19 protein-coding genes and 1 riboswitch are annotated in these 26,610 nt (G+C 67.2%); of the genes, 8 read left to right on the plus strand and 11 right to left on the minus strand.

The features are described from left to right. Positions 1 to 162: 162 nt before the first annotated feature. From N0D28_RS09555 to N0D28_RS09580, 6 genes are all read right to left on the minus strand, one after another. Complete coding sequence (locus N0D28_RS09555; RefSeq protein ID WP_260559301.1) at positions 163 to 11,484, minus strand: translocation/assembly module TamB domain-containing protein; 11,322 nt, start codon at positions 11,482 to 11,484, stop codon at positions 163 to 165. Between the two features lie 98 nt (positions 11,485 to 11,582). Then, complete coding sequence (tsaB, locus tag N0D28_RS09560; protein WP_260559302.1) at positions 11,583 to 12,149, minus strand: tRNA (adenosine(37)-N6)-threonylcarbamoyltransferase complex dimerization subunit type 1 TsaB; 567 nt, start codon at positions 12,147 to 12,149, stop codon at positions 11,583 to 11,585. A gap of 3 nt (positions 12,150 to 12,152) precedes the next feature. After that, positions 12,153 to 12,914 carry a hypothetical protein gene (locus N0D28_RS09565; RefSeq protein ID WP_260559303.1) on the minus strand — a complete coding sequence of 254 codons (762 nt, stop codon included), beginning with the start codon at positions 12,912 to 12,914 and terminating at the stop codon, positions 12,153 to 12,155. Continuing rightward, positions 12,911 to 13,282 carry a hypothetical protein gene (locus tag N0D28_RS09570; protein WP_260559304.1) on the minus strand — a complete coding sequence of 124 codons (372 nt, stop codon included), beginning with the start codon at positions 13,280 to 13,282 and terminating at the stop codon, positions 12,911 to 12,913. Before N0D28_RS09570 ends, N0D28_RS09565 begins: the two co-directional genes overlap by 4 nt. Then, complete coding sequence (locus N0D28_RS09575; RefSeq protein ID WP_260559305.1) at positions 13,279 to 13,803, minus strand: gamma carbonic anhydrase family protein; 525 nt, start codon at positions 13,801 to 13,803, stop codon at positions 13,279 to 13,281. The genes N0D28_RS09570 and N0D28_RS09575 overlap by 4 nt, the downstream gene beginning before the upstream one ends. Continuing rightward, positions 13,800 to 14,237: an NUDIX hydrolase gene (locus N0D28_RS09580; protein ID WP_260559306.1), complete on the minus strand. Its 438-nt coding sequence runs from the start codon at positions 14,235 to 14,237 to the stop codon at positions 13,800 to 13,802. The genes N0D28_RS09575 and N0D28_RS09580 overlap by 4 nt, the downstream gene beginning before the upstream one ends. Before the next feature lie 132 nt (positions 14,238 to 14,369). On the opposite strand from N0D28_RS09580, the gene N0D28_RS09585 reads away from it, so the two are divergent. Then, on the plus strand, positions 14,370 to 14,576 hold the full coding sequence (locus tag N0D28_RS09585) for a hypothetical protein (protein ID WP_260559307.1): 207 nt from the start codon (positions 14,370 to 14,372) through the stop codon (positions 14,574 to 14,576). 158 nt (positions 14,577 to 14,734) lie between these two features. Here the strand turns inward: N0D28_RS09585 and N0D28_RS09590 are convergent, their stop codons facing one another. From N0D28_RS09590 to N0D28_RS09600, 3 genes are read right to left on the minus strand one after another with little or no spacing between them, the layout of a single operon-like run. Continuing rightward, positions 14,735 to 14,914 carry a hypothetical protein gene (locus N0D28_RS09590; protein ID WP_260559308.1) on the minus strand — a complete coding sequence of 60 codons (180 nt, stop codon included), beginning with the start codon at positions 14,912 to 14,914 and terminating at the stop codon, positions 14,735 to 14,737. A 17-nt stretch (positions 14,915 to 14,931) separates the two neighbouring features. After that, positions 14,932 to 16,173, minus strand: coding sequence for a sensor domain-containing diguanylate cyclase (locus tag N0D28_RS09595; protein ID WP_260559309.1), 1,242 nt, complete (start codon positions 16,171 to 16,173; stop codon positions 14,932 to 14,934). Beyond that, the gene (locus tag N0D28_RS09600) at positions 16,160 to 17,743 is read right to left on the minus strand and encodes a FecR domain-containing protein (RefSeq protein WP_260559310.1); all 1,584 of its coding nucleotides are present in this window, start codon (positions 17,741 to 17,743) and stop codon (positions 16,160 to 16,162) included. The genes N0D28_RS09595 and N0D28_RS09600 overlap by 14 nt, the downstream gene beginning before the upstream one ends. A gap of 95 nt (positions 17,744 to 17,838) precedes the next feature. Between N0D28_RS09600 and N0D28_RS09605 the strand changes: the two genes are divergently transcribed. Then, positions 17,839 to 19,719, plus strand: a complete 1,881-nt coding sequence (locus N0D28_RS09605) for an ABC-F family ATP-binding cassette domain-containing protein (protein ID WP_260559311.1) — start codon at positions 17,839 to 17,841, stop codon at positions 19,717 to 19,719. Here N0D28_RS09605 and N0D28_RS09610 read toward each other — a convergent pair. Then, the gene (locus tag N0D28_RS09610; protein WP_260559312.1) at positions 19,716 to 20,333 is read right to left on the minus strand and encodes a DNA-3-methyladenine glycosylase; all 618 of its coding nucleotides are present in this window, start codon (positions 20,331 to 20,333) and stop codon (positions 19,716 to 19,718) included. The genes N0D28_RS09605 and N0D28_RS09610 overlap by 4 nt on opposite strands. A 166-nt stretch (positions 20,334 to 20,499) precedes the next feature. Here N0D28_RS09610 and tnpC point away from each other — a divergent pair, with 166 nt between their 5' ends. The 5 genes from tnpC (at position 20,500) to N0D28_RS09635 (ending at position 24,689) form a co-directional block, all read left to right on the plus strand. Further along, entirely contained in the window at positions 20,500 to 21,849 is a 1,350-nt protein-coding gene (gene tnpC / locus N0D28_RS09615) for an IS66 family transposase (RefSeq protein ID WP_260561822.1), read from the plus strand. After that, entirely contained in the window at positions 21,840 to 22,421 is a 582-nt protein-coding gene (locus tag N0D28_RS09620) for a hypothetical protein (RefSeq protein WP_260559313.1), read from the plus strand. The genes tnpC and N0D28_RS09620 overlap by 10 nt, the downstream gene beginning before the upstream one ends. Before the next feature lie 61 nt (positions 22,422 to 22,482). Then, positions 22,483 to 23,208: a 23S rRNA (guanosine(2251)-2'-O)-methyltransferase RlmB gene (gene rlmB / locus N0D28_RS09625; RefSeq protein ID WP_260559314.1), complete on the plus strand. Its 726-nt coding sequence runs from the start codon at positions 22,483 to 22,485 to the stop codon at positions 23,206 to 23,208. Continuing rightward, positions 23,205 to 24,128 carry an aldose 1-epimerase gene (locus tag N0D28_RS09630; RefSeq protein ID WP_260559315.1) on the plus strand — a complete coding sequence of 308 codons (924 nt, stop codon included), beginning with the start codon at positions 23,205 to 23,207 and terminating at the stop codon, positions 24,126 to 24,128. Before rlmB ends, N0D28_RS09630 begins: the two co-directional genes overlap by 4 nt. Beyond that, on the plus strand, positions 24,129 to 24,689 hold the full coding sequence (locus N0D28_RS09635; protein ID WP_260559316.1) for a class I SAM-dependent methyltransferase: 561 nt from the start codon (positions 24,129 to 24,131) through the stop codon (positions 24,687 to 24,689). A gap of 9 nt (positions 24,690 to 24,698) precedes the next feature. Here the strand turns inward: N0D28_RS09635 and N0D28_RS09640 are convergent, their stop codons facing one another. Then, positions 24,699 to 25,730, minus strand: a complete 1,032-nt coding sequence (locus N0D28_RS09640; protein ID WP_260559317.1) for a thiamine ABC transporter substrate-binding protein — start codon at positions 25,728 to 25,730, stop codon at positions 24,699 to 24,701. Positions 25,731 to 25,795: 65 nt separating this feature from the next. Next, positions 25,796 to 25,907: riboswitch (TPP riboswitch) on the minus strand. A 131-nt stretch (positions 25,908 to 26,038) separates the two neighbouring features. On the opposite strand from N0D28_RS09640, the gene N0D28_RS09645 reads away from it, so the two are divergent. Beyond that, positions 26,039 to 26,599, plus strand: a complete 561-nt coding sequence (locus N0D28_RS09645) for a hypothetical protein (RefSeq protein ID WP_260559318.1) — start codon at positions 26,039 to 26,041, stop codon at positions 26,597 to 26,599. The last annotated feature ends 11 nt before the right edge of the window (positions 26,600 to 26,610 follow it).

The following is a 26,610-nucleotide window of genomic DNA, read 5'->3' on the forward strand; positions in this document are numbered from 1 at the left end:
GGCGAAGTCTGAGTGCGGCGGGAGGTAGGGCCGACCACCCAAGCCATGTCAACGGGCGAGCTGTGACTTGCTCTACCCGGCCAGCGTAGGCACGGGACCGTTATTTGTCAAACGAGGCCAACTGGGTGCACAGCAACTGGTGTGCACCCACGATCAGCCCGCTCACCAGCGGTACAGATATGCCACCGAGAACCGGGTGCTGTCCCCCGACTGCACGCCCAGCGTCAGGCTGCTGCGGGCACCGAAGTTGTAAGCCACCGAGAACGAGGGCCGCACGCTCTGCAAATTCAGGCCACTGATCGGGGTGCTGGCGCGGAAGGTAAAGCGGTTGTCAGAGGTGGTGTAGGTGGCGTCAAAGAGGCCCTTGCCGCTCAGGTCGACCTGATACTGCACGTAGAACTGCTTGGAGAGGTAGGTGCCGACGGTGAATTTGGCGTCGAGGTTGCCGTCCGGGGTAATCAGGTTGCTGGAGATGCGGAACACGTCCACGCCCAGCGCGCGAGCGATGTTGCGCTGCAACTCCCCCAGCACGAACAGGTTGAGCGCGGTGCTGACGGCACTCTGGCCCAGCGAGCCGATGTTGCTGCCGACGGTGGTGATGTCGGGCGTGCCGAGCGCCAGCAGCGAGTAGAGTTCGGCCTGCGAGTATTCGCCCGCGTCGGTGCAGGTGGTGCAACTGAGCTGAGTGTCGAGTTGCAGTGCCCGCACGCCCGCCTGCACCACGAACGAGCCGTTGACCTGAAGCTGCACGCCAATGGTGGGGGTATTCGGCGTGCCCTGCCCGGCCACCTGGCCCTGGGCGGTCAGGCGAAAGACCGGGTACAGGCTGGAGCCGTCGAAGTCGGCCTGGGCATTTTGCAGGTTGAAATTGTTATCGCGCAGCAGCAGGTTGCCGCGCAGGCTGCGGACGTTGCCGCTCAGGCGCGGCGCGGCTCCGCTGCCCGATAGGGTCAGTGCCGCCGAGAGTTCGGCCTGGGCCAGATTCTCGTCCACCCGGATGCCGTTGGGCGCGCGAATAGGAATGTCCTGAAAGATGATGCGCTGCAAAAAGGCACTGGGCGGCTTCTCGCCCTTGTCGCTGGGAAAGACGGTCAGCTCGTCGGGCAGCGGGCTGACATAGTTACTCGCAGCGTTGCTCGCGCCGCCAATGGCTGTGCTGGGCGCGGTGCCGGGCAACGTGTTGGCTCCCAGTCGGCCCAGGATCAGACGCTCGAAGCTGAGGTTGCCGCCCACCAGAATCTGCTCGCCTGCCGATCTGGCGCTGAGGTCGCCGCTGAGGCTGCTCTCGCGGGCGTAGATGCTGCGAACCGGCAGGTTGTACTCACGGGCGGCCAGTGTCAAATCGAAGCTGGGGCTGACCTGACCGCTGAGTTTCAAGCTGCCGCCCTGCTGTGCCGAGGCGCTGACGGTCCAGGCGTTCTGGCCCTGCAACACGCTGGCGTCCAGCGTGCCGAGGTTCCCCAGGGATTCGGCGCTGAGACTGCCGAGGTAGCGCAGGGTCGCGCCGCTGAGACGGCTGCCGATGAGCTGCCCGGCGGCGCTGAGCGTGCCGACTCCGCTGACGTTGCCCGACGCCTGCACGGCGGCCTGGGCTGTGAACAGGCCGCCGCTGCCGAGATTGCCGCGCACGCTGGGCAGCGCCACATTCAGTCCCGAGACGCTGCCCACCAGGTTCGAGCCGCTGAGCGAGGCGGTGGGCTGCCCGTAGCTGCCGCCCACACTGAGGGTCAGGCTGCCCTTGAGTGCCGGAGAGAGGTCACTCAGGCTGGGAACGAAGGCCAGGACCGGCGTGAAGGTGGTGTCGGTGAAGGCTGCCTTGAGGTCCACCTTCTGCCGGGTGAACTGGCCGCTGATGTTCCACTGCCCCGCACCGCTGAGCTGCAAGTTGACTTCGCGCAGTTCGCGGTTGCGGAAGTCGAGGGTGCCGGAGCCGATCAGGGTGTCCTGGCCCGCCGTGACCCGCACCCGCTCGGCCACCAGGTTGACGCTGCCCGAGAGCGGGTCAGAGAGCGGCGCGTCGATGCGGGCAATGCCGGTGACGATGCCGTTGCCGGGCAGCTTGCCAGTGAACCCAGCGATGATGTTGCCCACCGGCAGCGCCTCGAGCTGACTGCGGACGCTGAGCTGCCCCGCCGTGACGGCCCCGAACAGGGTGGAGTTGCCGATGTAGCCGCGCAATCTCCAGTCGCCCCCGGCCAGCGTGCCGTCGATACGCGCCGGGAAGCTGGCGTCACCGAGCTTGAGTGCGGCCGACCTCACCACAAAGCTGCCGCTGCCCTGGCTGAGTGTGAGCTGGCCGCTGACGGCCCCGCCGATGCCCGCGCCGAGTTTGAGCTGCGCCAAATCGAAGCTCGATACCCCGGCCTGGACCCGGTAGCCCGCCTCGCTGGGCTTGAGGACGGTGTACGCGCTGAGCGCCGGGACGACGTCGGCCAGATTGCCGTCGCCGCTGACATCGGCGCGGCCCACCGGGCTGACGGCCTCGCCTTCCAGCGTAAAGCTCTGGCCGCTGAGCGTGACCGTGGCGTTCAAGTCGGCTTGCAGATTGGCGGCCTGAATCGGGAGATTTCGCAGGGTTACCTGGCCGCCCGCGCCCGAGTCGTCCAGGGTCACGTCGGCACTCAGGCGGCCCTCGCCTTTCTGGAGCTGGCCCCTCAGGCGGCCTGCCCATGCCTGGCCCGCTGCCGTCTGCTGAAGACTGAGCGTGGCCTGCCCATACGGAGCGCTCACCTGCGCCTGAAGCTGCCCGACGCCCCTGGCGAACTTCACCTGGGCGCTGCCGGACCCGGTGAGCGGCAGCTCGAAATACGGCAGAATCGCGCCGCTGCTCAGATTGCTGAAGCTCAGGCTGGCCGAGCCGTTCAGGTCGCTGCCAAAAGACCCCACCGCGCTGATTCGCCCACTCAGGCTGCCGATGTCCAGTCCAGCCAGGTCGAGCAGCGGGGCGTTTAGCGTGAAAATCTTGCCGTCGTAGGTCAATTTGCCCTGGTGCTGTCCATCCGAGACGCCCAGATCGGCCCCGCCGAGGCTGCCCTGCCCCTGCGCTGTCCACTGGCCGCGCCGGAACTGAAGCTGGGCGCGCGGGTCCGCCGCCGCGCCGGAAAGGGCGAGGTCGAGCTGGCCCTCGGGCCGTTTGAGCTGCCCGCTGCCCGTCCAGACGTACCCGGCCTCCGCTCTGGTCAGGCTGAGGGTGCCGCTGGCCTGGGTGGTCGGGCCGTTTCGCAGCGTCAGTTGCGCGCCGTCAATGCTGGCGCGCAACTCGGCGGCGGCCCCCACCAGTTCCAGCTTGCCTGCGAGCTTCGGTGATGCGAACGGTCCCGAGAGCTTCAGCGGCGTGGGCACGCTCAGCAGCGGTCCCACCCCGCTGAGGCTCGGCCCGCCGCTGAGCTGAAGGCTGCCCTGCCAGCCACGTTGCGGTCCGGCCTGCACATCGAAGCTGCCGCCGAAGCCCACTGCCTTGAGCTGGCCCGCCGCCGTGAGTTGCCCGGAATCGTAAGTCAGGTTGGCCGCCCCGTTGACCGGACCGCTGGCGCTGACCTGGGCCTTGACCTGCCCGCCGAGCGTGGCCGTCCCACTGGCTGTCAGGTCGAGGCCCGCCGCCGCCGCTTTCAGGTCGTTGAAGCTGAGTTGCTGACCGTCGAAGGTGCCCACTTGCTGTCCGCCCTGCCGCACCTCGCCGCGCAGTGCCGTGAGCGGCCCATTCAGGCTCAGCGAGGTGGTGGGCAGGCTGACTCCGCTGCGGCTGAGATTGTTGAAGGTGCCGCTGGCCGCCAGCTTGAGATCACTCAGCGGTCCGCTGAGGCCGACATTGAGCTGACCCTGGCCTTCTGCTCCCAGCAATTTCAGTGGGGTCAGGGTGGCGCTGGCGGTCACCACGGGGTTGAGGCCACTGAGCCTCACCTGACCGCTGCCCAGGCTGCCCGCGTCTAGGGTGTAGCTGCCGTCGCCCTGGCCGCTCAGCACCACCGGCTCGTCGAAGCCCAGCGGGCGCAGGGCGATCAGGTGGGTGGTGGCCTGGCCGCTGAGTTTGGGCCAGATGCCCTGCAGGTCGAGGTTGACCCAGTTGCTCGGGCCGCTGCCCGCCGCCGGCTTCTGCACTGCGTTGCCGTAGACGTGGAGCTGGGCCGTCTGGGCCGCCAGATCGAGCTGCCCGGCGTCGGCATAAACGGTGCCGCTGTAGGCCCCCTTCAGCTCGGCCTTGAGGCGCACGCTGGGGTCTTTGAGCGGACCCGAGAGGGTGGCCGTCGCCGTGCCCTCGGGCCGCGAGCCGCGCAGCACGCCGCTGATGGCCGGGTCGTCGTAGCTGCCGCGCAGCATGACCTCGCCGCTGGCCGCGCTGACACCGTACTGCTTCAGGTTCAGCCCCCGCGCCTTGAGGCTCAAACCGTTCTGGAAGCTGCCGACAGCGCTCAGCTCGCCGCCATACGCCTGGCCGCGCAAATCGGCCCGTGCCACGCCGCCGCCGTAGGTGGCCGAGCCGCTCAGCCGGAAGTTGCCGACCTTCTGCTGCATACCGCTAACCAGCAGGTTGCGGGCGTCGAGGGTCTTCAGGCCGTCCGTCGTCGATCCTGCCGCCTTGAGGGTGCCGGTCAGCCGCAGCGAATCGACGCCCAGCGCAGGAGGCAGCAGGCGCGAGAGCGTGACCCGGCTGGCGTTCAGCGAGGCGCTGAAGTCGGGCGCGTCGAAGCGTGCCGATCCGCGCAGCGCCTGGCCGTTTAAAGAGAGCTGGGCGTGGCCCGCCGCGTACCGGCCGTTCAGGTCGCCGCTGAGCTGATTATCCTTATCGGTGAGCTGTCCGCTGAAGGCCGCAGCCAGTTTGGCCCAGCTCGCGCCGCCCAGCGTCGCCCGCCCACTGAGGCCCAGCAGATTCGGCCGCTGCCAGAACGCGCCGAGGTCCAGAGATTGCAGTTCCAGGCTGCCGCCCGGTGTGGTGGGTAACCTGGCCGGGAGCTGCCCGCTGAGCCGGGCCGGGCCGAGGCTGACCCTGAGTGTGAGGGGGCCACTGCCACTCAGCTCGGCGTCGAGCGGGCCGCCGGGTGCGTCGCCCACCGCCTTCAGCCCACCGCTCCAGCCGCGCTTGGCGTCCCAGCCGAGTGGGCCGTCCAGACTCAGCCGGGTCTGGCCGTTTTGGTAAGGCGCGTGCAGTGTCAGTTGGGCGGTCTGGAGAAAGCCCGGCGCGTCGGTGCGGCCCCGCGCCAGCCCATTGAGGGTCTGCCCGAGTACCGTCACCACGAAGTCCTGGCCGCTGAGGGCGGCGTTCAGGCGGGTGCCGCTGATGCCCAGTCCCAGCACGTCGGAGGTGAGCGTGCCCTGGAGGGTCAGGTGGGGCGCAGCGTAAGCCCCGCTCGCGCCGACCTCGAAGTGTCCGCTCGCTTGGCCGCTGAGGTCGGCGCTGCCGCCGAGCTGAAGTGCCGGGTAGACCTGACCGCTGAGGTTGGCCCGCGCCCGGTTACCCGACAGCGCCGCGTCCAGCGTGGCCGCCTGCACCGTGAGCGCGCCGCCCTGATACCGTGCTGGAACGCTGAAGGCCACGCCTGCGATCTCGCCGCTGGCCTGTGCCCGCAGGTCGTCGAGACTGCCTTCTAACGTGCCGCTGAGCTGCCCAGTCTGGCCAGTAAGGGGGTTCAGGTCGGCGGCGTTGAAGATGCCGCCGACGGTCCAGCCTGCGAGTCCTGCCGCTGCCGTGCCTGAGCGGGCCGCCAGATCGAGGCGCAGGCCGTCCAGCACGCCGCCCAACGTCACGGCCCGGGGGCTGGCGGTCGCGGTCGCGTCCAGGCTGCGCCCCCTGAATGTCCCGGCGGCTCTGGCCGTCCAGACAGTGCGGGCGTCCAGGCTGTGGGCATCACCCACGACGCTGCCCCGCAGGCCGTCAAAGCGGAAGGTGGCATTGGCCTGCGGGTAGAGCGCCCCGCTGAGGGTCAATGGAGAGCCGCCCAGATCGCTGCTCAGAGTGCCGCTGAGCTGCCCGGCCCGCAGGTTGAGCTGGCCACGTGCCGACTGTTCACCCAGGGCCAGGGCGACGCCGAGCTGGCCGCTGGCCCGCGCCAAGTCGAGCTTCGGCACGCTGAGATCGGCCAGTACCTGGCCTTTGAGCTGCGTATTCGTGCCCAGGAACGGTTTGAGTACGTGGGCATTCAGCACGCCGCCCTTCAGACTGAGAGTCTGACCGTCGTAACTCAGCGGCAGGCGCGAGTCTGGCAGCGACAACACCGCATTGGCACTGAGCTTGCTGGCCCAGCCGACGTTTCCGTTCAGGTGCAGCACCTCGCCCTGCCAGCGCCCACCGCTGAGACTCAGGGCCGCCCCCTGCGCCGAGAGCTGGGCGCTGAGGACGCCCGGCACCAGGTTGCTCCTGACCTGGGCAGGCAGCAGCGTGGGGGGCAGCAGCTTTTCCAGCGCCGAGAGGTCGAGCTGGAAGGTGCCGCCCAGTTTCGGCAGCAGCGTCGCCCGGCCCGAGACGAGTCCGCTCGGCGCGGCGCTGAGGCGCTCTCCGCCGCCGATCAGTTGGAGAGTGCTGTTCTGGGCTGGGCCCGTCTGGTTCGCCAGCGTGTAGCGCAAAGTTGCCGCGCCTCCCCACTGGCCGCCCGCATAATTCAGCCCGCCCACGTTCACCGACAGCGGAGAGAGCGAGGCCTCAAGTGGGAAAACCTGGGCGGGCAGCCGGGCGCTCACTCCGCTCAGGTCCACCTGCTGCGCCTTAAGCTGGACACTGCCGCGCAGGGCCGCGCCGCTGCCACTGGCCTGGGCGCTGAGGTAGGGGCCGTCCACCTTGAGCTGCACCTCGCTCAGCGTGGACGGCAGACTCAGCCGTCCGCTGGCGCTGATGGCGTGCTGATAGAGCGTGCCGAACGCGGTGAAGCGCCCCCTGTCCGCTTTGACGCTCAGTGGCCCCAACTGCGCCGAGCCGCTGAGTTGCCCGCCGACGGCGCTGAGCTGGCCCTGCACCATCTGGCCCGCCACCTTGAAGTCGCGGGCGTCCACCGTGAAGCTGCTCAGCGAGTTCACCTTGATGTCGGCCTGGCCGCCCTGACCGTCGCTGGCTTTCAAGGTGCCGCTGATCTCGGCCTTCTGTCCGCGCAGTGCCCCGGAAACCTTCACACCATTCAATACGCCGCTGACGTTCAGGCCGTACTGGAGGGTGCGGGCGTTGGCCCGGCCGGTGGCCCGCAGTCCCGCGCCGCTCAACTCGACCTGAAGGGCCGTCCAGGGACCGCTGGCGCGAAAGGCGTACTCACCGAGCTGGCCCGCCGCGCTGAGGCTGCCGCTGTAGTCCGGCTGCCAGGTGGCGTCCACCTTGACCTGCCCGCTTTGTCCAGCGACGCTGAGCTGCTGGCTGCCGCTGGCGGCGACCTCGCCACTCCGGTAGGTCAGGCCCAGATCGCCCCAGCGGCCATTCAGGGCCAGTGCCGGGGTGAGACTGCCCTCCAGCCGTAATGCCTGGGCGGGCAGATTCACGCTGCCAGTACTGATGGCCGCTGTCTGGCCCGCCGCCCGCAGCCGCAAATCGCCGTAGGGGCCGCTGACCCGCGTCTGCACCGTTTGCGGGCCGCCCGCGCCGCGCCAGGTCAGCGGGCCGGAGAGCTGCACCTGCGGATACACCTGACCGCCGAGCGCCGCCGTCAGGTCGCTGAGCTGGGCGCTGAGCTGCGCCGTGACGACGCCGCCCTGCCGCATCAGGGTGCCGCCGAGCTGACCGCCGAGGGCGCTGGCCTGCACCCGCGCCGTGCCGCCGAGTCCCGTCAGCCCGAACTGCGCCGTGCCGCTCAGGGCGGGCGGGTTCTGGCCGAGCAGCGGGCGCAATGCCGCGAGGTCCACGCCGCCGGTCACAGTCCAGTTCTGGCCGTCGAGGTGACCCTGGACCGTCTGCTGCCCGCTTTTCAGCCGGAAGTTCAGGCCGTTCTGGAAACTCAGGGTGCCGGAGAGCTGGCTGCCGCGCAAGCTGGCCCGCGTGCTGAAGGGAGCCGTCAGATCGCTCAGCGCCTCCACCTGAACGCCGCGCAGGGTGCCGCTGAGCCTGGCCCGCTGACCCTCGCCAGTGGCGATCAGGTGCACGCCCTTGCCGCTGGCGCTGAGCTGCCCGGTGACGCGGCGGTCCGAGGCGTGGTAACTGGCCTGCCCGTTGATCTGGACGTCCTGCACCTTGAGGTTGCTGGCGTCCAGACTGAAGGTGTCGCCGCTCCACTTCAGGCGCTGTTGCCCGGCCTGCCAACTGCCGCTGCGCTTCTGCCAGTCGAGCTGAACCGGGCCGCTGAGCGCACTGGTCACGTCCGGAACGCTGGCGCTGAGTTGCCCGCTCAGGCCTTTCGAGAGATTGACCGTGCCGTTTCCGCTGGCCGAGAAGCCCGCCAGACCGAGGCCGTCCACCATCCAGCGGCCAACGAACTGCCGGTTGGTGTTCAGGCTCGCCACCCCGCCGCCCGCCTCGGTCAGGCTGGCCCGCAGCCCCGCACCGTCCAGCCGTCCCTGTCCATTCAGCGCCAGCGGCCCGACCCTGACGTTGGCAGCTCTCAGGGCCAGATCGCTGGGTTGACCCGACACGCTCAACTGGCCGCTGACGCCGGAGACGAAGGGGTTGAGCTGGGCGCTGAGCTGCTGGCTGGCCGGGTCGAAACTGGCTTCGATGGGTCCACCGACACCCTGGCCCTGCACTGTCAGTTTGTTGGCTGCATCAATCCGCCCCGTCAAGGTCAGCGGCGCTTTGAGAAGCTGCCCGCTGATGCTAAAAGCCCCAGTGTGTCCTGGCGTCCACTGTCCCGCCAGCGTCTGTATTTCACCGAGTAGGTCGGTGCTGGCCTTGATGCTGGCCTGCCGGGTGTCGGTGCGGTAGCTGGCCTGCCCGTTAATGGTTACGCCCGCTGCCCTGAGGTCATTGGCGTCCAGACTGAAGGTGTCGCCGCTCCACTTCAGATGCTGCTGCCCGGCCTGCCAGCTGCCGCTGCGGTTCTGCCAGTCGAGGTTGATGGGGCCACTGAGTGAACTGGTCACGCTGGGCACATCGGCGCTGAGTTGCCCAGCGAGTCCTTTGACGAGGTTGACCCTGCCACTTCCGCTGGCCGAGACGCCCGCCAGTTTCAGTCTGTTCAAAGTCCAGCGTCCCGCGAACTGCTGGTCGGTGTTCAGGCTGGCCGTTCCGCCGCCCGCCTCGGTCAAGCTGGCCCGCAGACCGTTCGCGTCTAGCTGTCCCTGCCCACCGAGCGTAAGTGGTCCCACCTTGATATTCCGGACACTCAGTGCGAGATCGCTGAGCTGCCCCTGCACCCCCAGCACCCCGCCGCCCGCCTCGGTCAGGCTGGCCCGCAGCCCCGCACCGTCCAGCCGTCCCTGTCCATTCAGCACCAGCGGCCCGACCCTGACGTTGGCAGCTCTCAGGGCCAGATCGCTGGGTTGACCCGACACGCTCAACTGGCCGCTGACGCCGGAGACGAAGGGGTTGAGCTGGGCGCTGAGCTGCTGGCTGGCCGGGTCGAAACTGGCTTCGATGGGTCCACCGATGCCCTGGCCCTGCACTGTCAGTTTGTTGGCTGCATCAATCCGCCCCGTCAAGGTCAGCGGCGCTTTGAGAAGCTGCCCGCTGATGCTAAAAGCCCCAGTGTGTCCTGGCGTCCACTGTCCCGCCAGCGTCTGTATTTCACCGAGTAGGTCGGTGCTGGCCTTGATGCTGGCCTGCCGGGTGTCGGTGCGGTAGCTGGCCTGCCCGTTAATGGTTACGCCCGCTGCCCTGAGGTCATTGGCGTCCAGACTGAAGGTGTCGCCGCTCCACTTCAGATGCTGCTGCCCGGCCTGCCAGCTGCCGCTGCGGTTCTGCCAATCGAGGTTGATGGGGCCACTGAGTGAACTGGTCACGCTGGGCACATCGGCGCTGAGTTGCCCAGCGAGTCCTTTGACGAGGTTGACCCTGCCACTTCCGCTGGCCGAGACGCCCGCCAGTTTCAGCCCGGCAGCCTGCCAGGTGCCGATGAATTTGCGGCTGGTGTCGACCTGTAAGGTGCCGCCGCTGTCTGCATTCAGGCTGGCCCGCAGACCGTTCGTGTTCAACTGTCCCTGCCCGTTCAGGACGAGGGGGCCGACCTTGAGCTGGCGGGCGCTCAACGCCAGATCGTCAAGGTGGCCCTGGGCCGACAGCTCGCCGGTCAGGGAGTACACGTCGGGGCGCAGCGTGGCGCTCAGCTCGCGCTCCCTGAGCTGGTAACTGGCCTGCGCCGGTCCGCCGAGGCCTTGTCCCTGGATAGTCAGCTGGTTGTGGGCGTCGATCTGGCCCGTCAGGTTCAGTGGTTTGCGGGCCAGCTCACCGGTCAGGCTCAGGCGGCCACTCTTGTTGAAGGTCCAGGTTCCGGCGAGCTGCTGGCGCTCCTTCAGCAGCCGGGTGCCGACCTCGAAGCTCAGATTATTTTGGAGGATGTGTGCTTTCTTGTTCCGGAGCTGCGACTCGAAGCGGTAGGCGGCACTCAGGCCCTGATAAGGGATGGTCGCAAACTGGCCCTGGGAGCTGCTGACATCGGCGCTCACCTTCACGTCGGTCCAGCCGCTGGCCCGCGCCGTGAGCCGGGCGTTTCCGCTGGCGGGCAGCTTGAGCGCCTGGCCCAGTGCCGCGAGGGTGGGGCTGGCCTGCGCTGTGACCTCGAAGTGGTGGGCCTTCAAATCCACGCTGGCCTGCGCCGTCACCGGGCCGCCCAGCCCTTGCCCGCCGAGCTGCCCCTGAACCAAGTTGCCGCGCTGGGTGAAGCGCCCCGTCAGATCGCTGAGTGCGACGAAACGGGCCTGCGGCACCTTGACCGCCCCGCCCATCAGTTTGAAGTTGCCCGCCAGTGCGCCGTTCGTCAAACGGTACTGCCCCTGGACCCGCCCGGCTGTGACGCCGCCGGGTTTCCAGTAGGCGTTGATCAGCCGGGCGTCGGCGTCGAGGTCGGCCCAGGCCCGCAGGCTGCCGCCTGGCTCGGCGTAGTGCAGCGTGGCGCTGGCGTTTCCGAATGCGGTCTGCCCCTGCATTCTGATCTGCCCGCTGCCCGGCGCGGTGCTGCTGCCTGTCACGCTGAAGCGCCCGCTGGGCACGTTGATGCCCTGGCCGTCGAGGTTGATCTGCACGTCCTTGATGTCGAGGTCGCCGGGCAGCACCTTGAGGCCCAGCGGCAGACCCAGGCCAGTGGAAGTGCCGGAACTGGACTTGCTCAGCAGTGACTTGAGGTTCAGGTCTACCACGCCGCCGCTGAGCGCCACATTCAGCCGCGCCGTGTGGGTGGCCGGATCGAAGCCTCCCAGGCCGACCCGCGCCGACTTCGCCCTGACATCAAGGCCCGGCCCGGTCACCTTCAAGTTCTGCGCCGAGAGGTTCCACAGCGGGCCGCTGATGGACGAGACTGAAAGTCGGTCAGCGCCGCCCAGCCGCGAGAGCAGTGCCGGGCCGTAGAGCGCCGGGCCGAACACGACCAACAGCAGCAGCGCCGCCAGCGCGACAGCGAGAACCAGGGCGAGGCGGCGCAGAATCACACCTGCGATTCTACCGTGTGCAGCGTGAGCAAGAGCCGCAGCATACTCACCGCCTCATCGGGCCAGCCGCTTGGGCATGAGGCGCTCCAGATGGGGCGTCACAGGTACTGCAACTGCCAGTCGCTCAGGCCGTGTGCCAGGCCAGCGCAGGCCAGAGCCACGGCGTCGGGCGGGGCGTCCTGCCGCCACAGATGGCCGCCGACCTGCGCTGCGAACTCGGCGTGCGGGTACTTGGCCGCCGGAATCAGGCTGTCCACGACCACGCCGCCGCCGACCACATAGACCGCGCCGTAGAGCTGCTCCTTACGGGCATCGAGCGAGACAGCCTGAATCCCGTCCTGCTGCGTGTCGATCAGGCTCTCCAGGGTGCTGACGCCCAGGACTGGCGCGCCGCAGGCCCGGCCCAGGCCCAGCGCGTAACTGGCCCCCACCCGCACCCCGGTGTACGAGCCTGGCCCGGTGCCGACGATGAGCTGCTCAAGCTGATTCGGTTTCAATCCGGCCTCTGCCAGCAGCGCTTCGAGCGCGCCGGGAAGCTGCTCGGCGTGGGTACGCCCGACCTCGCGCCGCAAGCCGAACTCGCCCTGCGGGGTCAGCAGGCCCAGCGCCAGGTAAGGTGTGGCCGATTCGATGGCGAGGGTGATGGGAACAGGGGTTCTCGGCACGGTTCAGTCGTCTTTCAGGTATCCAGCGCTGATCAGCTCTTTGAGCAGCGCCTCGAGGTCGTGCAGGGCCACGTCGCGGCGCAGGGCGAATTCGGCGGGCGTCAGGCCATCGATCAGGGCTTTTTGAAAGGTCAGGCCCTCGGCACCGTAGCGGGAGCGGAAGCTCTGGTGGGCGGTGGTAATGGCGTTCACGGCGTCGCGCCCGCGCAGGGTCGCCACGTAGCCGTGATGGGCCCAGCCCGCCAGACTGCGCGGCAGAATCAGGGTCTGCGGGCGCAGCGGCGCGGGAAAGGCCCCCTCATACGACAGTCCGGCGGGCAGGGTCGCCACCACCTGGCCCTGATCGTAGAAGACCGCCTCGCCGGGGCGCGAGTGCAGCCCGGTGAAGTCGTCGGTGAGATTGAACTTCCAGGCCCGGCTGCCCACCCCGCTGAGGATGTGCGCCAGGTGCTTGTCCAGCGGGTAGGCCGAGAGCGGCGCGCCCTGGTCGTAGAGGTGCAGCAGCTCGCCCAGCGCCTGCTCCCCGGTGCTGCTCAGGCCCGCTGCCGCCACCGTGCGGCCCTCGTAGACCAGCACGTAGGCGGCCTGCTCGCCCAGTCCTGCGTGCAGGAAGCCGTACCAGTTCTGGTCGTGCAGGAAGCGCAGGAAGTCGTGAAGGTTGCAGAATCCGGTCTGGATGCCGGTGTGGCTGGGCGTTACGGTGGGCAGGAAGCGGGCCAGAAACGGCGTGGCTCCCGGAAACATCGGGCTGAGCTGGGTGATCATCGGCGCGCCTGGCGGGGGGGAGGTGATTGAACGGACCGCGTCTGGGCTTCTAGCGTCGGCGTGGTCTGACCGATCTGCTCCTGCGGCGGGGCAGTCAAGCGCACCTCGCCGGACCCGGCAACGTTGACGGGCATGCTGCTCGCCTCAGTGCCGTCCGCCTGCACCGCGCCCGCCGCCAGAAACTGCTCCGGCAGGCTCAGGCCGTCGAGCAGTCCGGAGAGCTGGTTGTCTGTGCTGGGACTGTCTGGGGCAGCACCCTCCTTTGGGTTCTCGCCGCTCCCGGTTTTACGAACCTCGGGAGAGCGGGGCGGCAGCCGCCGCCTGGCCTCCTTGCCCTCGCCGCTGCCGGAGTCTGGCGGGCGACTCACGGTATTTTCCCGGAAGGCTCGACGGCCCTCAGCTCGGCGCGGTAGCGCTCGGCGTTGTCGACGTAATGCTGAGCATTGTCCATTCCCGCCACTGGCTTGACGACCTTCGCCGGAACGCCCACCGCCAGCATCCCGTCTGGCACCTCGCGGCCCTCGGGCAGCAGCGCCCCGGCCCCCAGCACCGCGCCCCGGCCCAGGCGGCTACCGTTGAGCATCACGGCCCCCATGCCCACCAGGCTGCCGTTCTCGCAGCGCGCACCGTGAACGATGGCGCGGTGGCCCACCGTCACGTCCTCGCCGAGGGTGCAGGGAAAGCCGGGGTCGGTGTGCAGTACTGCGCCGTCCTGCACATTGCTGCGCGCCCCCACTGTGACGGCTTCCATATCGCCGCGCAGCACCGCGCCGAACCACACCGACGCTTTTTCGCCCACCTGGACTCGCCCGATCAGATCGGCGCTGGGCGCAGTGAAGGCGGTGGGGTGAACGTCCGGCGTGTGGTCGCCGAGGGCATAGTGGGTCATCGGTTCTTTCTCCAGAGAATCAGGGCTTGATTCAGCAGGGCGCGGTCCTCGGTGAAGCTGAGCCGGGTACTGGCCTCGGTGACGCCGAGAAAGCCGCCCTCGCTGAAGGTGTCTTCGAGTTTGGTATCAGTGTGGTTGGGTTCGGTGGTCATCAGAAACCAGGCGATCCGGCGGGACTCGCCCCGGTCATTGATGTAGGTGGTCTCAGATAGGGTCGCCAGCACCTGCGCCCGCACGCCGGTTTCCTCCTGCACCTCGCGTATGGCTGCCTGCTGGGACGTTTCGCCCGCCTCCAGATGGCCTTTGGGAAAGGCCCAGGTGCCGCTGCGGTAGCGCACCATCAGCACCTGGGGGTCTTGCGCGTCGCCGCGCAGCACCACTCCACCAGCCCCCGGCACGGGCGGCATATTGGCAGAAGCCGCAGTCGGAATCATTAAGCGAGTATACCGGCCCTGGCACAAGACTGGCAGCAGCACAGCACAGGCAGCCGCGCGGGGCCGTAACGTGAACGGAACGCCAAGCCTACCGCCGCAGGTTGCCGCTGACCTCGGCGCTAGGCTGAACGTATGAAACTCGACTACAAAGGCCGGACGATTGAAGCCGATCAAGTTGACGTGGCGCTGCCCTCTGCCTGGGGTGGCCGCGACGACGGTCCGCAGGGCTGGGTCAAGGTGGACGGTGTAGACGTGACCGATCAGGTGGCGGTGGAGGGCGGCAATCTCGAAACGCATGTGCAGCGTGCCAAGGAGCTGATCGATTCGGGCGGCATCTAATACGGAGTCCGATGAGATCGTGTACAGCGTATGTGTGCTGAACGCGATCTCATCCGATCGGCGGGAGGATGAGAAGATACCGATTCCGCGCTGTGGAAGTACATTCCGCACTGTTTTTGGGGCTACTGGAATTAAGCGGAATCGGTATGACCAGACACTCAGCGCTGCTCCATGCGGTACTTCATGCGGTAGCGGTCACGTGACGCCTGTTCGATCAGCTCGGCGGCCTGGGTCATTTGCGGCGTGCTGATGGCCTGGCCCACGCTGATCCGCAGCGGGATGTCGCGGTAGCGGAGGTCGGCGAAGGTGGTCTGAAGGTGCTGGACCAGCCGCGTCACGTCACCCTGGACTTCGATTAGCAGGGCAAACTCGTCGGCCCCCAGCGGAAGACCAGTTCGCGCCGGGTGCGTCCCAGCCGCAGCGCCGCTGCCACCTCGCGTAGCACCTGATCGCCCGCTGCCCTGCCATACACTTCGTTGACCCGCCGAAATCCCCCCAGATCAACCAGCAGCAGGCCCAGCGGGCGGGCGGCCCGGCTGTTCCAGCGGTGCTCGGCGGCGCGGGTAAAGGCCAGGCGGTTGCCCAGTCCGGTCAGCGGATCGAGGCTGCCCAGGCGGCGCAGGGTCCAGACCCGCTCGGCGGCGACGAAAGCCGTGCCGACGATGGCCGAGAGCGAAGCCGTGACGCCGGGAAAGAGCCAGCCTGTCAGATAGAGGGGCGCGCTCAGGCCCAGGCCCAGCAGTGCTAGCCCGAAGCCCCACAGGCCGCCTGCCCATACTGCCAGCGCCGCCAGGGCCGCGCAGATCAGGGCCGAGAGCCAGGGGGCCACCACCCGGAACGGCTCCCCAAACAGTGAAGACACTGCCCGCGCCTGCAACTCCACTCCCGGTACCAAATCGAGGCGCGAATCGGGGAAGGTGTTGCCCGGCGAACTGCTGGCGGTCAGGCCGATCAGCACGACCTTGTTCTGAAGGTCTGAGAAGCGCACGTTGCCGTTTACCACGTCGCGAAACGAGAAGACAGGTAGGCGGCTGGGGTCGGGGGCGACGTAGCGCAGAATCTTGGGCTGGGTGTTCAGCGGCCTGGGCACCCCGGCCAGGCGCGCGAGCTGGGCGCTGAAGCTGGGCCAGAGCTGGCCGTCCACGCTGCGGTAGGCCGTCTGGAAGCTCCGCACCGCGCCGCTTTCCAGGTTGAGGCTGGCGACGCCGTAAGTGGTGTTCCAGCCGTGTGGTCCCTGCGGCAGTTGGGGAGTGCTGGCCAGTACCGCGCCGGGCCAGCTGACCGCCTGCGCCAGGGCCGCGTCGCCGGGAGCAGGAGCGTCAAACAGCACGTCGATGCCCACCGCCCGTGCCCCGGCCTGGCGCAGGGTGGTCAGCGCGCGGACGTACAGGTCGCGGTTCCAGGTTGTCAGGTTGCCGTAGTCGCGCAGGCTCACGTCGTCGATGCCGACCACCACCACGCGGGCATCGGGCGGCGCGGCCAAGTTGCGGTTGAGCACGTCTCGCAGGGCGGGGTTACGCGGCAGTGCCGTCAGCAGCAGCGCGGCAATGATGGCGGCCAGCAGTGCGGCGAGCGGCCACCGCTCAGGGCGCGTCATAAACCACAGGCGTACCCGCGTTGCCCGCCGCGTCGGTGGCGCTCAGTTTGATGACGGTGCCCGGCTCCGGCAACGGCAGCAGCCAGTCGAAAGTGGTCTGCTGGGGCAGGAACAGGGTGTGGGTATAAATCTGTCCGCCCACCTCGGCACGCAGCAGCACGCTGGGAGAGAGGTCGGCCACCTGACCAGTCAGGTGCGCGGTGCGGCCCAGGCGAGTCACTTGCACCCCGCTCAGAACCGGTGGGCTGCGGTCAATCAGCACGCTGCGCCGCAGGCTGGCGCTGTTGCCGGGCCGCCGGGCTGTCACCGTCAGGTCGTAGCGGCCCTCGGGCAGACTGTTCGGCCGCATAGCCAGGGTAAATACTCCCTCGGCATTGCCCGGCACCGTCAGATCGCGCCCGGCCACGTTCACGCTGAGCTGGGTGTCGGGCTGGCTGCGGACCGTCAGACTCAGCTCGGATGCGGCAGGGGCCAGGCTCAGGTCGAGCCGGGTGGGAGCGGCGCGCTGACGGTCGAGTGCCTGGTTGGCCAGGTCAGAAGCGTCGGGCACGAGCGGCTTCACGGTGCCGCCGCTGCTGCGTTGCTCGTCCTGGCGCAGCAGCAAGCCCGCATTGCTGGGCAGAGCGACCTGGCCCTCGAATACCTTGACCAGTCCGTCCTCGTCCACCTGGAAGACCGTGCCGCGCACTGCCGTCGTGACGGTGGGGGTGGTGATCTCGTAGCCGCCCTGGCGCTTGGCGACCACGTTCCAGGCGCTGCCGCGCGTGAGTTGCAGTGTCACCTCGCGCTGGCGGCGGCCACCCTCCGACAGCACCTGGTCGATGCTCAGCACGCTGAGCGCACTCTGCGGTTGCAGCCGCAGGTAGCCGCCGCCAGTGAAGCCGACCTCGGTAAAGGCGTTCGCGCCGGTCAGCAGTTGCTGGCCCATTTGCAGGCGTTCGTCCACGGCGGCATTGTGCATGGGCGTAGCAGATGGGCTGCCCGGTTGTGCCGACGCCAGCGGTCCAAGCGTCACGGGTCCCTTGACGGACTGCACCACCGCCTCGCCCTCGCCGACGAAGCGTGAGTCGTACCAGGCGTCGCGCTCGGCGAACGGGGTGACTTGCTTGGTGGCGAAATCGTACTGCTGACTGGCCTGAAGGGTGATGATGCGGGTGCCCACAGCCAGCCGCGCCGTGCCCGAGATGACTGCCACCCGCCGGGTTGGAGGGCGCAGGTCCAGGCGCACCCGTCCGTCGCTGGCGAGGTGGGCGCTCTGCGAGAAGAAGCTGAGCTGGCCGCTGAGATAGAACTTCCCGGTTTGCAAATCTGGCTCGTTCTGGTAGATCCGCAGCGCCGAGCCGCTGGCCGCCAGCAGTTGGCCGCTGCCGCTTTGCAGGGTGGCCCGGCCCGCGCCGATTCGCAGCGCCTGCACCACCGTCTCGCCCACAGCGGCAGCCTGCCAGACGGTGCGGCGCTGCTCCACGCTGCCGCTGACCTCGCGCAGCACCGAGGGCGCGGCCCCGGCGACTCCCAGCGTCAGGGCCAGTCCACAGACCAGGTCGCAAAGTAGAAAAATCGACAAACGCACCTGAGTAGTGTAGCGGGCGGCGCGTCGGGCGGGTATTTGAGGCAGGTGAGTGGAGAGGCTGCGCAGACCGCGCCCGGCGTGTCATACTCGGTCCCGTGTTGCTGGCCCTGGAGGACGTTCAAAAAGATTACGGCGCTCAGCCAGTCCTGACCCATGTGACCTTGCAGATCAATCCTGGTGACCGCATCGGGCTGGTGGGGCGCAACGGCGCGGGCAAGAGCACCCTGCTGCGGCTGCTGCTGGGCACGGAGAAGGCCGATGCTGGAACCATCCGGGTGTTTCCTGGTGTGCGGGTGGGCAACCTGACCCAGGACCCCAGCTTCGCGCCGGGCAGCACGGTGGAGGGCGTCATGGAAGCGGCCTTCCACGAACTCGACGCGCTGGAAGCCGAACTCGCTGCCGCCGCCGAAGCGATGCACCTCGGCACGCCTGAGAGCATCGAACACCACGCCGAGTTGCTGGAGCACTACGCCCGCCGGGGCGGCTTCGAGCGCCGGGCCCGCAAGGACGCCGTGACGCTGGCTTTCGGCTTCCGGGGCCGCGAGCAAGACGAGACGGCCCGGCTCTCGGGCGGCGAGCGCACCCGCCTGGGCCTGGCTGCTTTGATCGTCGAGAACCCCGATGTGCTGCTGCTCGACGAGCCGACCAACCACCTCGACATCGTAATGGTGGAGTGGCTGGAAGGCTTTTTGTCGCGCTACCCCGGTGCGCTGCTGGTCATCAGCCACGACCGGGCTTTTCTGGACGCCGCCACCAACGAGACGGCGCATTTGTGGCGCGGCGAGGTCAAGGTGTATCCGGCCAGCTACACTGCCTTCCGCACCCTGCTCGACGAGGAACTGGAGCGCCAGCGCCTGCGCGCCGAGCAGGACGCCCGCAAGGTCGCTGCCCTTTCCGAGTCGGCGGCCCGCATGAAGATCTGGGGCCTGGGCATGTCCAAGCTGGCCCGCCGCGCCAGCAGCATGGAAACCCGCCTGGAGCGCCTGAAAAAGTCGGCGGCGACGGCCCCGCCCCGCGCCGAGCGCACCGCCCGGATTCTCTTTCACGCACCGCCCAGCGGCGACATCGTGCTCGACGCGCGGCACCTGACCAAGCGCATCGCCGGGCGAACCCTGTTTGAGAACGTGCAGGTGCAGATCCGCCACGGCGAACGGGTGGCGCTGGTTGGCCGCAACGGAGCCGGAAAAACCACCTTTCTGCGGGTGCTACTGGGCCTGAGTGCCAGCGACGATGCCAGGGGCGAGAGCCGCACCGGAGCCAGGGTCACGGTAGGTTACTACGACCAGCAACTGCACGGCGTGGACGAGGACAGTACCCTCTACCTTGAGGCCCGCGAGTACGTCGAGAAGGACGCCGAGGCCCACGACCTGCTCGGCACCTATATGTTTCCGTACCTGAGCCACGACAAGTCCGTCGCGGTGCTGTCGGGCGGCGAACGGGCGCGGCTGGCGCTGCTGAAGCTGGCCCAGGAAGACCACAATTTTCTGATTCTCGACGAGCCGACCAACCACCTCGACATGGAGATGCTCGAAAGTCTGGAAGGCGCGCTTGACGACTTTTCTGGCACGCTGCTGATGGTCAGCCATGACCGCCGCCTGATCGAGCATTTGGCCGACCGCATCTGGCTGATCGAGGACGGTCAATTTTACGAGTATCCCGGCGGCTGGCAGTACTACCGCGAGAAGCATCGCCCCGCCGAGAAGGTACAGGAAGCCAAAGCTGCGCCCGTGAGGCAAAACCCCGCCGCGCCCAAGGGCAAGGGCCTGTGGCACCTCAAGCGCGAGGTGGAGCGGCTGGAAACCGAGGTCGCCCAGCTCGAAGCCCAGCTCGACGAGGCCCAGAGCGCCCTGGCCCACGCTGCCCCCGACGCCGACTTCGCCGCGCTGGGCCACCAGGCCGCCGAGCTGGAAGCCCAGTTGCTGGCCCGCATGGAAGATTGGGGACAGGCGCAGGAGGAAGTGGAGGCGCGGAGCTAAGCGCTGCTGTTTGCCAGGTCCATGGTTGGCACGCCGCCCGAAATCCATTTGCTGTCAGTCTCGTAAAAGCGCCAGGGCAGGTTACGCCCCGCCGCGATCCCCACCCGCGCCGTGACGCTAACCTGCTCCTCGCTCAAGGCCGGGCCGGGCAGCAAGCACAGCGCCGCGCCGTTGACCGGCTGGCCCCGGAACTGCTCGGGAAGGATCGCCAGCGCCTGCACCAGCTTGGCCGGGCCACTCAGCAAATTACGCTCGCTCACCACCGGGCGGTGTTCCAGCATGGCGTCCACACCTTCCAGCGGCTCCAGCGCCCGGATCAGCACGCTGGCAGCAGTGCCCTCGGCGCGGCAGGCGATTTGCAACAGCGGATGTCCGTAGGCGACCCAGAATACGAACTGTCCCGGTGCTGCTTTCAGTTCCAGCGTCTTGATGTGGTGAAAGCGCCCCGCCGTGCAACTCGGATCGCGCGGGCAGTCATAGGCTTCGGTCTCTACCACCCGGCCCGTGAGAATGCGCCCATCTGGTAGCGTGCGCTGCAAGGTCGCGCCGAGCAGGTTGCGGGCGAGTTCAACCGGATTGGCGTCGAAATGGATGGGGGAGAAGGGCGCGGGCATAGGCCCATTAGATTAAGGCTGGAAGTGCAGTCTTTGGGTAAACTCAGCCGGTGAAAAAGTTTATCGTTCTGGCTGTGTAACTACTCAGCGAGGTAGCTCAGTCTCCTTGCTACAGTTGGACATCTGCGAAGTTCCCTGTCCCAACTGTGAGCGCCTTGAGGCCCGGATTCGTGAACTCGAAGCGCAGGTGGCTCAGTTGCTCGGACGGCTCCGGGACCTCGAGGCCCGGTTGGCACAGGACAGCACGACGTCCAGTCAACCACCGAGCAAAGACAAGCCGTGGGTACCCAAGAGTGAGCGCCAGAAGACCGGCCGGTCTTCTGGCGCTCAACGTGGTCATGTCGGTAAGACCCTCAAGATGGCGGAGCACGTGGATGAGGTCGTCTCCTTACCGTTGACCGGATATTGCGCCTGTGGACACGCGTGGGAGAGCGTCAGTGCCCAAGGGCACGTAGCACGGCAGGTCATGGACCTGCCAGAGCTGCGTTTGCAGGTGACCGAGTACCGCGCGGACGTCAAGGTCTGCCCAGGGTGTCGGCACCGCCAGCACGCATCCTTCCCTGACGACGTTCCCGGCCGGGTTCAGTACGGGTCTCGGGTTCATGGGCTGGCGGTCTCCCTGAATGCGGCACACTTCATACCACTGGAACGCACCACGGAGATCCTCGAAGCGTTGTGTGGAGCGCATCCCAGTGAAGGCACCATTGTCCTGAACCTCCAATTGGCTGCTGACCGCCTCATCGACTTCGAGACACAGCTCAAAGCCGCGCTGCTCAATCAACCCGTCCTGCACGCCGATGAGACCGGCAGCAAGGTCAACGGCAAGCTGCAGTGGATGCATGTCGTGAGCTGCGCGCAGCTCACCCTGGATGGCCAGCATTCCCAGCGGGGCTTCGCCGCGCTGGAAGCCATGAATGTCCTGCCGCAGTTCAAGGGCATCCTGATGCACGACGCCTGGAGCACGTCTTTCAAGCTCTCCGCGAAACACGCACTCTGCGGGGCACACCTGCTGCGCGAACTGCGTGGCCTCGCCGAGCATCACGCTCAAGTATGGGCGGGAGAGCTGCGAGACGCGCTGCGCCTGGTGTACCACCAGCAGAAGGATGGGACGATCACTCCCGACCTCGTGATCGCCTTCGAACAGCAGTTCGATGCCCTGCTGGACGCTGGACTGAAGGCCAATCCTCCAGCACCTCCGGTCCCTGGGAGACGAGGCCGAACGAAACAGACACCAGGCCGCAACCTGGCCCTGAGGTGCCAGCAGCACCGCGAGGCGGTGCTGCGCTTCCTCCACGACGAAGGTGTGCCTTTTGACAACAATCAGGCCGAACGGGACATCAGGCCGTGGTGCGTTAAACGCAAGGTCTCTGGGGGCTTCCGATCCAAGGAGGGCGGCCAGCACTTCGCCCGTATCCGGAGTGACATCTCGACGCTCCACAAGCAGGGATTGAACGTCTGGCATGGCCTCGTCAGCGTGTTTCGCAGTGAAATCATTATGCCTAGTTTTTGCTGCTGAGTAGTTACCTGGCTGTTACAGTTTTAGCGCTGAATGGAGCAAGTGGTATTGCTCAAACCTGGCAGGATGGGCCTGCGAGCTACAATCTCAATAACTGCATTCGTGTCAATACAAAAACAGATACGAAATCTGTAAAATGCACCGTTGACTATACCTACACTGGCAATTCAGATAAAACAACAGCCTCATTTTACTTCGGGTACTTCAAATTGGTTGGTCCTGACGGCAAGGAGTACCCACCCAATCAAGTTGTTGTGAGTAGCGGCGAATCTTCCACGACTAGCTTTTTTGGCGTCAGTGTCTACAAAAACCTGCCGGTCAAAGTTACATTTTTCTTCGATTACCCTCTCCAATACGTCAGCATCACCCGTCTCGTCTTCGCCAACAAGGTGTTTGCCAACGTGCCGATTCGCGGAGGCGTTACTGCGGCCCCGAAGCCTGTAACCACTACTGTGACCACCACGCCCAGTTCAGCGACAGCAGGCAAATTCAATGTCAGCCTCAGCAACTGCACGCCTGCTGCCAGTGGAACGTATACCTGCACGGGCGCTGTGCTAACACCCATGAAGTAGAACAGGCGGCGGTAGGCCTTCTGCCGGAGTAAAGGCTTCCACCCGCGCTAGACTCCTTTCCATGCTTCTCTATGGCCGCAATCCCGTGCTCGAAGCCCTGCAAGGTGGGCGCGTTTCCGAACTTCTGGTCGCCAAAGGCATCGAGGAAGCCTTCGTGCGCGAACTCAAAACCTTCGATGTGCACCTCAAATTTGCGCCGCGCATCGAACTCGATCAGCTCGCCGGAACCACCCAGCACCAGGGCGTGCTGGCCGAAATCGAAGACCTGGAATGGGCGACGGTAGACGACATTCTCGACCGCGCCGACGAGAAGGGCGAGCAACTGCTGATCATTCTGCTCGACGGTATCACCGACCCGCGCAACTTCGGCGCGATCATCCGCAGCGCCGAGGTGCTGGGCGCGCACGGCGTGGTCGTCGAGGAACGCCGCAGCTCACCGCTCTCACCGGTGGTCGCCAAGGCCGCTGCTGGAGCCACCAGCTACCTGCCGGTGGCCCAGACCAAGAACCTGCCGAGGCTGATGGAACAGCTCAAGGCCGATAACGTCTGGATTTACGGCGCAGCGGGCGAGGCCGCCACCGATCTGCGCCGCCTGGACTATGACCGCCGCCTGGCGCTGGTCATCGGCGCGGAGGGCGAGGGTATGCGCCGCCTGGTGCGCGAGAAGTGCGACGAACTCGTCAGCATTGCCGTCAAGGGCCAGGTGCAGAGCCTGAACGCGGGCGTGGCGGCGGGCATCCTGATTCATCACGCGGTCAGTAGCCGTCCCGCCGCCGTCAAGCCGTGAAGGCCGTTACCGTCCAGAACGAGTACTGGACACTCGACATCGTGCCGGAATACGGAGCCAGCATTCTCAACCTGAGCGCCGCCTCGGGCCGCCCGGTGCTTCGGCCAGTGGACCCCGCCAAAGTCGAGAGCAGCAGCGACACCGGCTGTTTTCCGCTGATGCCCTACAGCAACCGCATCCGCGACGCCCGCTTCGAGTTCGCGGGCCGCACCGTTGAGCTGCGCCCCAAATCCGGCAGCACGCTCGTTCAGCACGGCGATGTGAGGAACCGGCCCTGGCAGGTCGAGCGGGTCAGCGATACCCACCTCATCGGCACCTTCGACAGCCGGGAGTTCGGTGACATGAACTGGCCCTGGGCCTTTACCGCCTGTCTGGAGTACCTTCTGCACGGCCCGCACTGCGATATTGCCCTGACCCTGACCAACGTTTCGGATGAGGCGATGCCTGCCGGGATGGGCCTGCACCCATACTTCCAGCGCCTGCAAGACGGCCAGCCGCCGCAGGTGCAGTTCGGGGCGGGCGGTTGGTATCCGACCGACGAAAACAGCCTGCCGCTGGGCGGTTCGCAGGCTATTCCCGCCAACCTCGATTTCGGCGTGGCCCGCCCAGTGGGAGAAGCCCAGATCGATGCAGTGTTCGCTTCCTGGGACGGCACGGCGCGGCTGAGCTGGTCGGGGGTGGGCTGGCCGGGTCGGGACTGGCCGGGGCAGCGCGCTCTGACCCTCACCGCCGACAACGTGTTCTCGCACCTCGTCCTGTTCACCGCTCCCGACGGCTCGCTGGCCCTGGAACCCGTCTCGCATGCCACCGACGCCTTCAATCTGGCGGCGCGCGGCGTGGCGGGCAGCGACATGAAGGTGCTATCGCCGGGTCAGTCGCTGGCCGGAGCAGTGCGGCTGAGCCTGGACGGGGACTGGTAAATGGGCGGGCGCATCATCCTGGGCGCGGGTGAGCAGACCTGGGACGGCTGGACGGCCACCCAGCGTGAGCAGCTCGACCTGACCGACCCTGAGAGTTTTGCCCGCTTCTCCGGTGCTGAGCTGGCCGACGCCTTTCTGTGCGAACACGTCTGGGAACACCTGACCTTGCCGCAGGGTCAGGCCGCTGCCCGCCTGTGCTGGCGCTACCTTCAGCGCGGCGGCGTGTTGCGGGTGGCTGTTCCCGACGCCTTTTTCCTCGATGCCGGGTATCAGTGTACGGTGCAGGTGGGCGGCCCCGGTTCCGCTGACCACCCCGCTGCCGATCACCAGATTGTCTACGATGCCCAGACGTTTGCCGGGGTGTTCACTCAGGCAGGCTTTGAAGTGACCCTGCTGGAATACCACGACCCCAGCGGGCAGTTCTGCTTCCAGCCCTGGTCACCGGAAGCTGGCCCGGTGTACCGCTCGGCGTTGCTCGATCACCGCAACACCGACTACCGGGCAGGCTGGGGACCGCTGGGTTTCGCCTCGATTATTCTGGACGCCTGCAAGCCCACCTGACCCGCTGGTTTAGCGCGCCCGCAGCACCTCGCGCACCCACACGTCCACCACGGCCTGGGTATTGATCGGCGTCAGCGCCTTGACACCCTGCGGCACCTGGGCGAACTGAAACACCGGATCGAGCTTGACGCCCTGCACCGCCGGATACACCCACATGCGGGTGGGGAAGTTGGCCTGCACGGGCTCTGAGAGCATGAAATCCACGAACTTGCGGGCCAACGCGGGCTGTTTGGTGCCCTTCAGGACGCCCACGCCTTCGAGTTGCAGGAAGGTGCTGCCCGGCAGCAGCAGGTTGCCGGTGGGCGACTGGGCCGGAAGCTTTTTGGGGTCGTACCCCTCGGCGTAGGCGACCTCGGCGGCGGGGCTGCTGGCGTAACTCAGCACAATCGGGTATTTGCCGCCGTTGCGGCTAAATTCCTTGTCGTACGAATCGCTCCAGCCACGCGTGACTTTCAGGCCGCCCGCGCGCGCGTCTTTCCACCACTGCATGGCTCCCGCCTGACCGTAGAAGTTGACGCTCGCCAGCAAAAAGGCCAGGCCGGGGCTGCTGGTCGCGGGCGAGGCGACCACTGTCAGCTTGGCGTAGGTGGGCGACTTGAGGTCGTCGAGGGTCTTGGGCAGCGCCAGGCCCGCTTTCTCGAACCAGGCCCGGTCATAATTGAAGGCCACGTAGCCGGTGTCCACCGTGTTGAGGTTGAAGGCGTCGAGCCGCTCGGCGGCAGGGACCTTGCTCAGCGCCGGACTCTTGTACGCTTCCAGCAGTCCGGCGGCGGCGGCACGGGGAGCCAGGGTGTTGTCGAGGCCGTACACCACGTCGGCCAGCGGGTTGGCCTTGGTCAGAATCAGGCGGTTGAGCATCTCGCCCGCGTCGCCGCCCTTGATGAGACGCACCTTGACGTTGTTCTGGGCCTCGAACGTAGCGATCAGCTTCTTGTCGAGGTCGAAGCTGTCGTGGGTGATGACGGTGAGGGTGGTGGGCGCGGCGCTGGCGAGGCCGCCAACCAGAAACAGGCTCAAAACGTTCAACTTCAGTTTAATCATAAAAAATCCCCTCTGGCGTCAGAGGAGAAGCGGTGCCGCCGCGCTCACGGCAAAGCAGCCGGAGGGCGGGTCGGCAGTCACGCTCCCTCCGCCGGTATGACCCGGTTCAGGTTCCTGGGGTGTGATCTCAGCCGGGCTCCGCTGGTATCAGCGCAGTCGGCACCCCCGGTGACGCAGGGGCGAGCATAGCAAATCTGCTGGGGGGCGGTCGACCCGGAAGGCCGGACCAGAAGGTGAACATGAAGTTCAGCTCAAGCCCGCGTGCTTCAGCCCTGCTGCTGGCCTCTGGGGAAGGCTAGACTGGACCGATGAAGCGCCCGCTGCCGATGCTCCTCGCCTGCCTGCTGACCGGTTCGGGTGCATGGGCGGGCGGCGCTGGCCCCACGCTTCAGAATCCACTTCAGACGCTCAGGCAGCGGCATCTGATAGAGAGCGCCACCTTCGAGCGGGCCCACGCCACCTCTCAGGTGCAGCGTCTGAAGTGGCGCGACCCTGCCGCCGAGCTGTTCGTGCTGCTGGGCAGCGCTGCCCAGACCCCGGTGCAGGCTGAGCAGGTGCGCGAGCTGTCGGTCTGGGTGCATCTTCCGGCGGGTGACAGGCTGACACGCCCGCAGGCGCAGGCCCTCAACTCGGCGGCCCAGTGGCTGAGCCGGTGGTGCTTCCGGCAGTCGGCACCCGGCCTGCCCCGCGTCTTGATGGGTCTCGCCGATCAGCCGCCGAGGGCCGGAGTGCAGCGGGCGCTGGGCCAGGGTATGACGGTGGACATTGCCGCGCCCGCCGAATTTAGGGCCAGCGGCCTGGACGTGCAGGTTTCGGCGGCGGCGCAGCCGGGTGGGGCGCTGGGCTGCGCCATGCCGGTGCTGCCGTAGCGCCTTTCTTC

The organism is Deinococcus rubellus, assembly GCF_025244745.1.
Classification (GTDB): domain Bacteria; phylum Deinococcota; class Deinococci; order Deinococcales; family Deinococcaceae; genus Deinococcus; species Deinococcus rubellus.

Coding starts and splice junctions, on each gene's coding strand:
- N0D28_RS09595 (WP_260559309.1), bottom strand. CDS start 16,173: ATGACGCGCCCTGAGCGGTGGCCGCTCGCCGCACTGCTGGCCGCCATC.
- N0D28_RS09645 (WP_260559318.1), top strand. CDS start 26,039: ATGAAGCGCCCGCTGCCGATGCTCCTCGCCTGCCTGCTGACCGGTTCG.
- N0D28_RS09565 (WP_260559303.1), bottom strand. CDS start 12,914: ATGATCACCCAGCTCAGCCCGATGTTTCCGGGAGCCACGCCGTTTCTG.
- N0D28_RS09575 (WP_260559305.1), bottom strand. CDS start 13,803: ATGACCCACTATGCCCTCGGCGACCACACGCCGGACGTTCACCCCACC.
- N0D28_RS09635 (WP_260559316.1), top strand. CDS start 24,129: ATGGGCGGGCGCATCATCCTGGGCGCGGGTGAGCAGACCTGGGACGGC.
- N0D28_RS09640 (WP_260559317.1), bottom strand. CDS start 25,730: ATGATTAAACTGAAGTTGAACGTTTTGAGCCTGTTTCTGGTTGGCGGC.
- N0D28_RS09580 (WP_260559306.1), bottom strand. CDS start 14,237: ATGATTCCGACTGCGGCTTCTGCCAATATGCCGCCCGTGCCGGGGGCT.
- rlmB (WP_260559314.1), top strand. CDS start 22,483: ATGCTTCTCTATGGCCGCAATCCCGTGCTCGAAGCCCTGCAAGGTGGG.
- N0D28_RS09610 (WP_260559312.1), bottom strand. CDS start 20,333: ATGCCCGCGCCCTTCTCCCCCATCCATTTCGACGCCAATCCGGTTGAA.
- N0D28_RS09585 (WP_260559307.1), top strand. CDS start 14,370: ATGAAACTCGACTACAAAGGCCGGACGATTGAAGCCGATCAAGTTGAC.